General features: G+C 67.9%; 10 protein-coding genes. 6 read left to right on the top strand and 4 right to left on the bottom strand.

Annotated elements, in window-relative coordinates; all coding sequences use genetic code 11:
• Nucleotides 1-591: 591 nt before the first annotated feature.
• Together MMF96_RS17910 and MMF96_RS17905 are read right to left on the bottom strand one after the other, a co-directional pair.
• Nucleotides 592-2,091, bottom strand: a complete 1,500-nt coding sequence (locus MMF96_RS17910; RefSeq protein WP_256884311.1) for a SulP family inorganic anion transporter — start codon at nt 2,089-2,091, stop codon at nt 592-594.
• 246 nt (nt 2,092-2,337) lie between these two features.
• The gene (locus MMF96_RS17905) at nt 2,338-3,264 is read right to left on the bottom strand and encodes a 2-hydroxyacid dehydrogenase (protein ID WP_256884310.1); all 927 of its coding nucleotides are present in this window, start codon (nt 3,262-3,264) and stop codon (nt 2,338-2,340) included.
• A 199-nt stretch (nt 3,265-3,463) separates the two neighbouring features.
• Between MMF96_RS17905 and MMF96_RS17900 the strand changes: the two genes are divergently transcribed.
• From MMF96_RS17900 to MMF96_RS17890, 3 genes are all read left to right on the top strand, one after another.
• Complete coding sequence (locus MMF96_RS17900) at nt 3,464-4,657, top strand: pyridoxal phosphate-dependent aminotransferase (protein ID WP_256884309.1); 1,194 nt, start codon at nt 3,464-3,466, stop codon at nt 4,655-4,657.
• A 76-nt stretch (nt 4,658-4,733) separates the two neighbouring features.
• Complete coding sequence (locus MMF96_RS17895; RefSeq protein WP_256884308.1) at nt 4,734-5,387, top strand: helix-turn-helix domain-containing protein; 654 nt, start codon at nt 4,734-4,736, stop codon at nt 5,385-5,387.
• Complete coding sequence (locus MMF96_RS17890; RefSeq protein ID WP_218063106.1) at nt 5,384-6,100, top strand: SRPBCC domain-containing protein; 717 nt, start codon at nt 5,384-5,386, stop codon at nt 6,098-6,100. The genes MMF96_RS17895 and MMF96_RS17890 overlap by 4 nt, the downstream gene beginning before the upstream one ends.
• 46 nt (nt 6,101-6,146) lie before the next feature.
• Here the strand turns inward: MMF96_RS17890 and MMF96_RS17885 are convergent, their stop codons facing one another.
• The gene (locus MMF96_RS17885) at nt 6,147-7,409 is read right to left on the bottom strand and encodes a CAP domain-containing protein (protein WP_256884307.1); all 1,263 of its coding nucleotides are present in this window, start codon (nt 7,407-7,409) and stop codon (nt 6,147-6,149) included.
• A gap of 259 nt (nt 7,410-7,668) precedes the next feature.
• On the opposite strand from MMF96_RS17885, the gene MMF96_RS17880 reads away from it, so the two are divergent.
• Together MMF96_RS17880 and MMF96_RS17875 are read left to right on the top strand one after the other, a co-directional pair.
• The gene (locus tag MMF96_RS17880; RefSeq protein ID WP_176617013.1) at nt 7,669-9,060 is read left to right on the top strand and encodes an MFS transporter; all 1,392 of its coding nucleotides are present in this window, start codon (nt 7,669-7,671) and stop codon (nt 9,058-9,060) included.
• 2 nt (nt 9,061-9,062) lie between these two features.
• On the top strand, nt 9,063-9,875 hold the full coding sequence (locus tag MMF96_RS17875) for a 3-hydroxybutyrate dehydrogenase (RefSeq protein WP_256884306.1): 813 nt from the start codon (nt 9,063-9,065) through the stop codon (nt 9,873-9,875).
• Between the two features lie 160 nt (nt 9,876-10,035).
• On the opposite strand, the gene MMF96_RS17870 is transcribed toward MMF96_RS17875, so the two are convergent.
• Nucleotides 10,036-10,944 (bottom strand): LysR family transcriptional regulator, encoded by a 909-nt coding sequence (locus MMF96_RS17870; protein ID WP_176617015.1) that lies wholly within the window; start codon nt 10,942-10,944, stop codon nt 10,036-10,038.
• A gap of 158 nt (nt 10,945-11,102) precedes the next feature.
• Here MMF96_RS17870 and mmsB point away from each other — a divergent pair, with 158 nt between their 5' ends.
• A complete protein-coding gene (gene mmsB / locus MMF96_RS17865; protein WP_256884305.1) occupies nt 11,103-12,029 on the top strand; it encodes a 3-hydroxyisobutyrate dehydrogenase in 927 nt (308 codons plus the stop codon).
• Nucleotides 12,030-12,032 lie beyond the last annotated feature (3 nt).

The following is a 12,032-nucleotide window of genomic DNA, read 5'->3' as shown; positions in this document are numbered from 1 at the left end:
GCCTATCGACTCCCGGTGACAACACCCCCCGGATCATTGATGACTGGGGGCTTCAATCATGCCGGGACCGACAGGCCAACAACCCCAATTCTTACTCGTTTAAGGGGCTACTAAAAAGGTAACGGGGCGGGGCAGCGCATGAATCCGGCCCGAACCGTCCGCGCGTGTTGGACGCGATGGTAATCCGGGTGGCAATTTGCGCAAGCGGGAAAGGCCCTGCCTTTGCTGGTGCTCCACGCGTTTGGGTGACTCGGACGCGGCCCCGGGCTGTGGGCCGGGGACTCCGAAATGGTGGTGAAGGGCGGGAGCCGGCGCTGAAGTCCGCCCGGCCGCATCCCTTTGCGGCACCGGCCGGCCTCGTCGCCGGGCTGCAGGGAGGGGAGACCGGTACCGGGGAACCCGCAGGCCAGGGTGAAAATGGGAGGCCTGGGGCGTTCCTGGCATCGACGCTGTTCCCCGAGCAGTTTCCCGGAGTCGTTGCGACACCGGAGGACGTGCGGCCCCCTCCTGCACGGGCCGGACGCGCTGGCCTTCGGTAACCTGGTCGCCGCCACCCCGCCCGCTTTTCGAGCCGAATCGGCCCAGGCCCGGTCAGCTGCCGAGCTGGCCGGTGAGGCGCCGGTGGAACCCGGCGCTGCGCTCGTCAAGGCCGGTGATCGTCACGGTGGCGCCGTGGTCGCGGTATTTCGTCTCGATGGAGTCCAGGGCGGCAACGGTTGAGGCATCCCAGATCTGGGCCCGGCTGAGATCAATGTCCACCACGGCCGGGTCGTCGGCGTACGCGAACTGGTCCACCAGGTCATTGCTGCTGCCGAAGAACAGCGGCCCGACCACCGCATACCGGACCGTCGCGCCGTCGTCCGCCAGGGTCCGGTCAACGCTGATGACGTGGGCAACCCGGCGCGCGAAGAGCACCATGGCGAGGATGACGCCGACGACAACCCCAAAGGCGAGGTTGCCGGTCAGGACCACCACGGCGACGGTGACCCCCATGACGATCGTCTCGGGGACCGGCATCCGTTTCAGGGTGGCCGGCTTGAGGCTGTGCCAGTCCACGGTGGTCACGGCGACCACCATCATGACCGCGGCGAGGGCGACCATCGGGATTTGCCCCATGACCTCGCTGAGCCCGGTCACCAGGGCCAGGAGAAACACCCCGGCCACGAACGTGGAGATGCGGGTGCGGGCCTGGCCGGTTTTCACATTCAGGACCGTCTGGCCGATCATCGCACAGCCGGCCATGCCGCCGTAGAACCCGGACAGGATGTTGGAAACGCCCAGCGCCCAAGACTCGCGGCCCTTGTGTGAGCGGGAGTCGGTGATTTCGTCGACGAGCTTGGACGTGAGCAGGGTTTCCATGAGGCCAACGAACGCCACGCTCAGCGCCGTCGGCCAAATCAGCTGCAGGGTCGCCAGGTCCAGCGGCACCAGAAACGGCGTGATCCCGGGCATTGACCCGGTGAGCGGGCCTTCGTCGGCAACGTTCGGGACGGCGAGGCCGGCAATGATGACGATTGCCGTGACAATGACGATCGCCACCAGCGGCGACGGGACGGCCTTGGTGAAACGTGGAAGGATGAAAATGATCCCGAACGTCACGGCAAACAGGACGTAGGCGAGCCAGGGGACATTGAGCACGTGGGGCACCTGCGCCATGAAAATCAGCACACCCAGGGCGTTGACAAAGCCGGTCATCACCGACCGCGGGATGAAACGCATCAGGCGGGCCAGCCCGCCCAGGCCAAAGATGATCTGGATGAGGCCGGCCAGGACCACCGTCGGCAGGACATACCGGACGCCGTGCTCGTGGACGAGCGGGGCGATCACGAGGGCGACGGATCCGGCGGCGGCGGTGATGACCCCCGGGCGGCCGCCAAGGATCGACATCGTCACGGCCAGCACGATGGAGGCGACAAGGCTGATCATGGGATCGACCCCGGCGACGATCGAAAACGAAATGACCTCCGGGACCAGCGCGAGGGTGGTGACCATGCCGGCGAGCACCTCCCGGGACAGCTGCCGCGGTGAGCGCAGGGCGCCCAGGACCGTGATCTGGCTGCGGACCGGGCGTGGGCGTTCGGCAATGGTCAAGGGGCGACTCCAGGAGCTTGGCTCTCGCGGGAGAGCAGTGGGTGACACGGGGTGCGCCACGGTGCGCACGAATCCGGCCCCGCCATGGCAGGCAATGGGTGGGGGGATAAGGCAGGCCGGTGTCTTGCCGGCCGCGCATGCAACTTTACCCCAACGTGGGGGTTGGACCGGATGGCGGCGGGATGGCGGCCGGGCACGCCAGGGGCCCCGGGGCAACCCGTTCGACGCCGGGCGGCCCCGCCGCGGTCAGCTGCGCAAGACGACGTTCTCCGGGTCTTCGCCGCGCAGGAGCGCTTTGACCTGGCGGTGCAGCAGGCGCGCCATCCGGGGCATCATGGCGCTGGACGCACCGCCGACGTGCGGGGTGATCAGGACGTTCGGCAGGGCAAACAGCGGATGGCCGTCCGGCAGCGGTTCGGGGTCCGTCACGTCCAGTGCGAGCCGCAGGCGGCCGCGGCGGGCGTGCTCCAGCAGCGCCCCCGTGTCCGCGACGGCGCCGCGCGAAATGTTCACCAGCAGCGACCCGTCCTCCATGAGTGAGAGGAACCGGTCGTCGATGAGGTGGCGGGTGTTCTCGCCCAGCGGCACCCCGACCACCACAATGTCAGCCTGGGGAAGGAGCGCGGCGAGTTCATCGATGCCGTGCACGTGCCCGTTTTCGCCGTCGCGGGCCCGGGAGGCAACGCGCACCACGGTCGTTTCGAAGCCGCGCAGCCGTTCCTCGATGGCCTTGCCGACGCCGCCGTAACCGACGAGCAGCACCGTGCGGTCGGCGAGGGAGGCGTGCCGCGCGGGCGCCCACGTGCCCTCTCCCGCTGCGCGCACAAAATCGGGCAGGCCCCGCTGGGAGGCGAGGATGAGCGCGAGGGCAAGTTCCGCCGTCGAGGTTTCATGCACGGACACCGCGTTGGCGAACACGTGGCCCGGCGGCAGGGCATCGGCCACGCCGTCGAAGCCGATCGACTGGCTCTGTACGAGCTGGGTCGCCACGCCGTCCAGCGCCGCGAGCACGGCCGTGCCGCTCATGTAGGGAGGGACCACGACGTCGATCGCGTCCACGGGCGCAGGGCCCGCCATGTCCCATTCGATGACGTCCACGCCGTCGGGAATGTCACCGAACGCCCGGCGCAGGGCCTCGTCCGGAACGCTGACCACCAAGTCCTTTTTGCTCACACAAGGGAGCCTATCCCACCGTGGTCCTGCCGTCCGCAAAATTCGTCCCACAGTGGGTGCAGTGCTCCTTCCCGCCGGCTGGCGGACGGGGCGGGACAAAAATTTCCCGCCGCCGGCCCATTCCGCCCAAGCCGTCGGTTATGATGGCGCCAATGGGCCCTTGGCAGCGAGGAACCATGACCCGGCAGCGAGGTGGCACGTGGAACTTGCACAGCGATTAGGCAGACTCGGCACCGAGACCGCGTTCGAGGTCTCCAGGACCGCGGCGGAATGGGCCGCGAAGGGCAATCGGATCTACCCGTTCCATCTCGGGGACATCGACCTGGCGACCCCGGCAAACATTGTCGAGGCGATGGACAAGGCCATCGCCGAGGGCAGGACCGGCTATTGCCCGGGCGCCGGGATCCCGCTGCTGCGCGAAGTGCTCGCCGAGGACATTGGCGCCAAGCGGGGCATGGCCGTCACGCCCGGCCAGGTGACGGTGCACCCGGGCGGCAAGCCGGTCATCACCAAGTTCATCCAGGCATTGATGGACCCCGGGGACGAGGTCCTCTACCCCAACCCCGGCTACCCGATCTACGAAAGCCAGATCGAGTACTTCGGCGGCGTGGCCCGCGCCTACCGCTACATTCCGACGCCGGCCGGCTTCGCCATCGACCTGGAGCAGGTCAGGTCGATGATCGGGCCCCGGACCAAGGCCATCATTTACAACGACCTGCAAAACCCCATCGGCGCCGAGTCCACCGACGCGGAGCGCGAGGCCGTGGCCGAGCTGGCCCGGCGGCACAATTTGTGGGTGCTTTCCGACGAGGCGTACTTCGAGATGCGCTACTCGGGCACCTCGCACTCGATCGCGGCACTGCCCGGCATGGCCGAGCGCACCGTGATCCTCTACACGTTCAGCAAGAAGTTCGCCATGACGGGCTGGCGGCTGGGCTGCGCCGTCGCCCCCGAGAAGGTCTCGGAGGCCTTTGCGAAACTCAACACCAACAACGAGTCCTGCACCACACACTTTGTGCAGTACGCCGGCGTGGAGGCGATCCTGGGCGGGCAGTCCGGCCCCCAGGCGATCCTGGCCGAACTGGAAGCCAGGCGCGATGCGACCGCCGGGCTGCTGAACTCCATGCCCGGGGTCACCGTGGCCGTGCCCAATGCCACCTTCTACCTCTTCCCCGACGTCACCGAGGCGATGGCGGCCAAGGGCATCGCCGACCTGCCGACGTTTGCCGCCGAGGCACTGCACGCGACGGGGGTGTCGTTCTGCACCCGGCTGCACTTTGGCCGGCCCCAGCCGGGGGAGGACCGCTCCTACCTCCGCCTGGCCTACTCCGGCCTGCCGGTGGGGGACATCCAGGAGGGCCTGGGCCGGCTCAAGGCCTGGCTGGAGGGCTGAGCCTGCACGGTCCCACGGGGTCTCCGAAGAATAAATAATTCTGGACAAATAAATTGTTCGGTGACATGATGGATCCATGTTGGACGTGGCAGTGATCGAAGAGCCGGCAGCCGCCGCAGCGGTGCTGGATCCGATCCGCGCCCGGCTGCTGGCCGAACTGCGCACCCCGGCGTCGGCCGCCGCCGTCGCGGCCCGGATCGGCCTCCCGCGTCAGAAGGTCAACTACCACCTGAAGGAGCTGGAAAGGCACGGCCTGGTCCAGCTCGTGGAGGAGCACCGCAAGGGCAATGTGACGGAACGGATCATGGGGGCCGCCGCGAGGTCGTTCGTGATCTCCCCGGCCGCGCTGCCCGGCGTCGCGCCGGACCCCGCGCTGGAGCCCAACCGTCTCTCGGCCCGCTGGATGCTGGCCGTGGCCGCCCGCCTGGTCCGGGATGTGGGTGCCCTGATCACCGGGGCCGACCGTGCCAACAAGCGGCTGGCCACCTTCGCCCTCGACGGGGAGCTGACCTTTGCCAGCGCCGCGGACCGGGCGGCCTTCATCGCCGAGCTGGCGGCCGGCACGGCCCAACTCGTGGAAAAGTACCACAGCGCAACCGCCGCCGGCGGGCGCAAGCACCGCCTCGTCGTCGCACTTCACCCCAGCGTCAAGCCGGTTTCCGGCGTCAAGGCGCCGGAAGCACACCCCCAACTACCCGCCGGAACACCCGGCCCCGCCAAGGAGCAATGATGGCCAAGGAATTCAAGATCGTGCACGAATCGGAAATCGAGGGCACGCCGCAGCAGGTGTTTGACGCCGCAACGCTCGGCAACTCGGGCTGGCTGTGGCCCATGGAGATCGAGCCGAAGCTCGGCGGCGCGGGCCCGTTCGGCAGCACCGTCACCGTCTGGGAGCCGCCGCACCGCTTCGCCAACCACATGGAGGGCGAAGGCGGCTTCTTCAACACCCTCGAATACGACATCTCCGAGCGCCCAGGCGGCAAGTCCTGGCTGCGCTACGTGCACAGCGGCGTGTTTTTCGAGGACTGGGACAACCAGTACGACGGCGCCGCCAAGCACACCGCGTTCTACCAGCACACCCTTGGCCAGTACGTGAAGTACTTTGCCGGGAAGCAGGCCGCCTTCGCCGACGTCCAGGGACCCGCGGCGTCCAAAGCCCCCGGCGCCTTTGATGCGGTCAAGTCCGCCCTGGGAATCCACGACGCCGGCGCCGGGGGACACGTCAGCGTCGCCATCCCGGGGGTCGGCACGGTGGACGCCGTGGTGGACTACCTGGCTGAGAACTTCGTGGGGCTGCGCACGCCCGACGCCATGTACCGCTTCTTTGGCCGCAACGCATTCGGCGCCGTGGTGGGCATGACCATCCACCTGTTTGCCGACGGTGCCGACGGCGGGGCCGCGGGCACGGCCTGGGGTGCCTGGCTGAACGGGCTCTACGGGTAGGGCCCGCCTGGATCGTCAGCTGCTGGCGGCGTTTGCAGGGCGGGGCTTAGCTGCCCAGCAGCAGCGGGCCCCAGCCGCCGGTGCCGACCTGGGCGCGGGCGCCCCAGCCGTTCTTCAACACCGGGTAGTGCAGCAGGTTGCCGGTCCCGGTCCGGGCCAGGATGCCCTGGCCGCCGTCGCCCAGGTGGTTGGTGATGCCGGAGAGGAACGTCATGGAGCCCCAGCCGGTTCCTACCACCCGGCGCGCCTCATGGATGAAGCCCCCGGCGCCGTTGCCACGGTAGAGCAGGAGCTGGCCGGCGCCGTTGCGGGCGAGGATGTCCATCCGGCCGTCGCCGTCGAAGTCGCTGGCCATGATGGCCAGGGGCCCCCAGCCGGTGCCGATCTTCAACCGTGGGGAGAAATTGGCGCCGTTCCATGACGGGTAGTAGAAAAGGTCGCCGCTGGTGCGGTTTTTGGCCACGATGCCCGGGAACCTGTCCGTGGTGCGCCATTTGGTGGCGACAATGTCATAGGGACCCCATCCGGTCCCGATGCGCACGGCGGTCGTGAGCGTCCCGTTGGCCTGGCCGTAGCTGACGGTGAGGTCCCCGTTCGCCCATTTGGCGACGATGTCCTGCAGCCCGTCAGAGTTCAGGTCGACCATTTCCAGCTGTTGCGTGCCCGTCCATCCGGAGGAGACGAAGGTGCGCTGCCACATGTCCCCGCCCCGCGCCGAACCGTAGATGAACAGGTTCCCGGAGGGGTCGACGGCGGCCACGTCGCCGTCGTTGGCCACCGGCCGGGGCGCCGGCTGGGGCTGGGTGGCGCGCGTGGCGGGGTACCCGGCCAGGTTGGCGACCACCACGGTCATGCCGTTCCAGCCGGCCTTGGTGGTGGTGGCCACGCCCATGCCGATGTCCGTGGCGCGCTTGTCCAGCAGGGCAGCGCGGTGGCCCGGCGAGCCCATCCACCAGTCGACGATCTGCTGGGGCGTGTTGTTGATGCCGATGATCTCCGAGAACATGTCAGAACCCTGGGGCAGGATTGAGAGTCCATAGTCGGTCCGGTGCAGCTTGGCCATGTCCAGGGTGCCGGCGTTGATCTGGCCGTTCAGCTTGGTGGCCCATTGCTGGGAGCCGGTGGCGATGGCCGGGTTCCAGGTCAGGGGCCCGGCGCCGTTGGCCCAACGGACCTTGTTGGCGGCGGCGAGGACCTGGGCCAAAAAGGGGTCCGGCACGTTGCTTGCCGCCGGCGCCGGGGCCACCCCCACGACCAACAGTGCCGCCGTCAGGACCAGGGCGCCGAGGAAGCTGAAATATTTGTGCATGAAGTTAGCCTCGTCTTGAACGCTGAGCCGTTGGGTTGAGGGTGAAGCACCACCATCCTAGCCGTTGTCCCGGCCCTGTCGGCAGTTGTGCGTAAACGTTCACCACGTCTGCGGTAATGGACATTGATGCGCACAGGCGGCTCCTGCCATACTCACAGGTAGCGCCGGAATGTGCGCTGGGTCACAGGGGGCGGAAACGCTTCCGAAGACCATCTCTGATGGGACGGCACGCGCCAAGGGTGGCGCGGAGGAGATACAGATGAGTCAGCAAAACGGGCCGGGCACCTCGGTCAAGGAATCAGGGCTTCGCAAGGTGGTGGCGGCCTCCATGGCCGGGACCGTCGTGGAATGGTACGAATTCTTCCTGTACGCCACGGCCGTGAGCCTGGTGTTCGGCCACATGTTTTTCCCGAATGCCGGATCCGTGCTCGACGGGATCATGGCAGGGTTCCTGACCTACGCCGTCGGCTTCGTGGCGCGCCCCATCGGCGGCATCGTCTTTGGCCACTTCGGCGACAAGTTCGGACGCAAGAAGCTGCTGCAGCTGAGCATCGTCATGGTCGGCATCTCCACCTTCCTGATGGGCTGCCTGCCCGGCTTTGACCAGGTCGGCTACTGGGCTCCGGCGCTGCTGGTGGCCCTGCGCTTCATCCAGGGCTTCGCCGTCGGCGGTGAATGGGGCGGCGCCGTCCTGCTGGTGGCCGAACACAGCCCCAGCAAGTCGCGCGGTTTTTGGGCCTCGTGGCCGCAGTCGGCGGTGCCGATGGGCAACCTGCTGGCCACCGGCGTGCTCCTGTTCCTCTCGTCCACGCTCAGCGAGGCCGCCTTCATGGGCTGGGGCTGGCGCGTGGCGTTCTGGCTCTCCGCCGTCATCGTGCTGATCGGCTACTACATCCGCACCAAGGTCAACGACGCCCCGATCTTCCTTAAGGCGCACGCGGAAATCGAAAACAACCCAAACGCCGGCTATGGCGTCGTGGAGGTCTTCCGCCGCTACCCGCGTGGCGTTTTCACCGCCATGGGACTGCGGTTCGCGGAAAACATCCTGTACTACCTGGTGGTCACCTTCTCCATCACGTACCTGAAGGTCATCGTCAACATCGACACCTCGCGCATTCTGCTGCTGCTCCTGCTGGCCCACGGGGTGCACTTCTGCGTGGTGCCGCTGGTGGGCAGGCTCTCGGACAGGATCGGCCGCAAGCCCACATACATGCTGGGCGCGGTGGCCGGGGCGTCGTGGGGCTTCTTCGCCTTCCCCATGATGGACACGAAGGACGACTTCATGATCCTGGCCTCGGTGATGATTGGGCTCGTGTTCCACGCGCTGATGTACGCCGGCCAGCCCTCGATCATGGCCGAAATGTTCCCCACCCGCATGCGGTACTCCGGCGTCTCCCTGGGCTACCAGGTCACCTCGATTGTGGCGGGCTCCATTGCCCCGTTCATCGCCACCGGCCTGGTGGAGCGCTACCACTCGTCGGTGCCCGTGGCCATCTACCTCCTCGGAGCCTGTGTTGTCACGGCCGTGGCTGTGCTATTCCTGAAGGAGACCAAGGGAGTCTCCCTGCAGGATATTGACGACGCCGACGCCGCCGGCACGCTGGCCCTGGGCCGGGCCGCGGACGGTGCCGCCTCGACGAAAGTGGGTTAGCCATGGACTCAAGCGAAGCAGCGCAGCCGGCCGGGACGTCCGACGGCGGATCGGGCGGCGGCGGGCTGGCCGGGAGCGGGCTGGCCGGGAGGCGTGCGCTGGTCACCGGCGGTGCCGGGGGCCTGGGCGCCGCCATCTCACGGGCCGTGGCCGCGCAGGGCGCCCACGTGATCGTGGCCGACCGCGACGGGGCGGGCGCCGCCGCGGTGGCTGCCGAAGTGGGCGGTGAATCCTGGGAAGTGGACCTGCTGGAGACGAAGGCGCTGGAAACGCTCACGCTGGACGTGGACATCCTCGTCAACAACGCCGGCATCCAGACCGTCAGCCCCATCGAGGACTTCGACCCCGCCGCCTTCCACCGCATCATCACCATCATGCTCGAGGCCCCGTTCCTGCTGATCCGGGCCGCCCTGCCGCACATGTACGCGCAAAACCACGGCCGGATCATCAACATCTCCTCCATCCACGGGCTGCGGGCCTCCTCGTTCAAGTCCGCCTATGTGGCGGCCAAGCACGGGCTGGAGGGCCTGTCCAAGGTAACCGCCCGCGAAGGAGGCGCGCACGGCGTGACGAGCAACTGCGTGAATCCCGGCTATGTCAGGACACCGTTGGTTGAGGGGCAGGTGGCCGACCAGGCCCGGACGCACGGCATCTCCGAGGAACGGGTGGTATCCGAGGTCATGCTGGCCAACAACGCGATCAAGCGGTTCGTCGAGCCGGAGGAAATTGCCGGGCTGGTGGCCTGGCTGGCCTCCGGCCAGGCAGCCATGGCCACCGGCGCCTCCTATGTCATGGACGGCGGCTGGACGGCCTAAGAAAACGCTCGGTTCCAACCGGGGCTGCCAGTACCAACGCTCGGTTGCAACCGGGGGGAAATCGGCCAACGCTCCCCTCAGGGTGAGGGAGCGTTGCCCAATAATGCCCCGGTTGCAACCGAGGGTTGGCGGATAATGCCCCGGTTGCAACCGAGGGTTGTTATGCGGGGACGAGCTGGGCTTGGCGGCGGCGGGATTCCTGCAGGAACGCCGCCACGACGGCCTGCACGGCGGGGGAGCGCAGCGACTCGGGCCTCGCCGCGGCCCAGAACTGCACCGTTTGCGAAACCTCTCCGGGCAGCACGCGGACCAGGCCCTCCTGCCGGTCCGCCATGAAGGCCGGCAGCATGGCGATCCCGGCGTTGGCCCGCACCGCCTCGATCTGGGCGAACACGCTGGTGGCCTGGAACTCGGCCGGCTCGCTGGTCAGGCGGTGGTGCTGCTGGGCCAGTTCGGCCACCTGCAGCGTGGATTCCACGTAGGAAATGAATCGGTGTTCCTTCAGCTCCTCCTCGGTCTGCGGCAGCCCGCGGGCCTGCGCATACCCCGTCCCCGCATACAGGCGCAGCGTGTAGTCGGAGAGGAAAATGACCTCCGCCCGGCCGGCGTCGACGCTGCCGGCAACCACCTCCAGGTCCACCCCGGAGCGGTTCCGGCTCAGCCGCCGCGTGGCGCTGAGCAGTTCCACCCGGAGCATGGGGTGCTTGCGCTGCAGCTTAACGAGGGCCGGCGTGGCCACCAGCGCGCCAAAGCCGTCGGACGCGCTGACCCGCACCATGCCGGAGACGGGGTCCATGCGCTGCTCCACGCCCGCGGCCAGCGAACTCAGGCTCGTTTCGATGCCTTCCGCCGCGGCAACGGCCGCGCGCCCCAGCTCCGTCAGCTCCCACCCCTGCGGCGTGCGTTCCAGGGTCCGTCCGCCCAGCTGCTTGTCGAGTGCCAGGATGCGCCGCGACACGGTGGTGTGCGTGGTTTCCAGTGCGTTGGCCACGGCGGTGAAGCGCCCCAGCCGGGCCACGGTCAGCAGCACCAGCAGGTCGTCAGGGCTCGGAAACCTCTTGAAATCCATCGCGGCTCAACCCCCGTGTGTCATCGAAGTGCAAATTTGCACAGCCCATCTGCCTATTTCGGTCTTGTTTGCACTCTATCAGGGTGTGATGCTAGTCATATCCGGCATTGAAAACGGGCCGGGGCATAATGAACTGTGTAGGCAAAGGGGCTTTCATCATGGCAGTTGTGGCATGGATCGGTTTGGGGCACATGGGCGGGCCCATGACGGCGAACATGGTCAAGGCGGGGCACACCGTCAAGGGCTTCGACCTCAGCGCACCGGCGTTGGAGGCCGCCGTCGCCACCGGTGTGCAGGCGGCAGCCTCGGTTGAGGCGGCACTCGAGGGAGCCGACGTCGTCTTTACCATGCTGCCCAAGGGCGACCATGTCCGCAACGTGTACTTTGGGGACGCCGGCATCCTGGCCAACGCCGCCAAGGACACCCTCCTCATTGACTCCTCCACCATCGACATCGAGTCCGCGCAGGCCGTGCACGACGCCGCCGCTGCCGCCGGCTTCCGCTTTGTGGACGCCCCCGTCTCGGGCGGCATGAGCGGGGCGGCCGCCGGGACCCTCACCTTCATGGTCGGCGGGGAGGCCGGCGCCGTGGCCGACGCGTCCGGCTTCATCCAGCCGATGGCCGCGAACATCATCCCGACGGGCGGCGCCACCACGGGCCAGGCCGCGAAGATCTGCAACAACCTGATGCTGTTCATCAACCTGGCCTCCACCTCGGAAGGCGCCGTTCTGGCGGACCGGCTGGGCCTGGACAAGCAGGTGTTCTGGGACATCGCCTCCGTCTCCTCCGGCGACAGCTGGGCGCTGCGCACCTGGTACCCGGTGCCCGGCGTCGTGCCCACCTCCGCGGCCAACAACAACTTCGCCCCCACGTTTACGGCCGAACTGGCCAACAAGGACATCGGCCTGGCCATCGCTGCCGCCCGCAGCACCGACACGCCGCTGGAAATCGGCGAACACGTCCAGCAGCTGTTCCAGCGCCTCATCGACGGCGGGCAGGGCGGCAAGGACTGCAGCATGATCGTTTCCCTGGTGGACGGCTCGCTCCCGGCGGGCGAAGCGGCTCCCGCCGCACACAACGGATAGAAA

Source organism: Arthrobacter sp. STN4, from assembly GCF_024539665.1.
GTDB lineage: Bacteria > Actinomycetota > Actinomycetes > Actinomycetales > Micrococcaceae > Specibacter.
The sequence above is the reverse complement of the archived record's forward strand: the minus strand, read 5'-3'. Positions and strand labels throughout refer to the sequence as shown.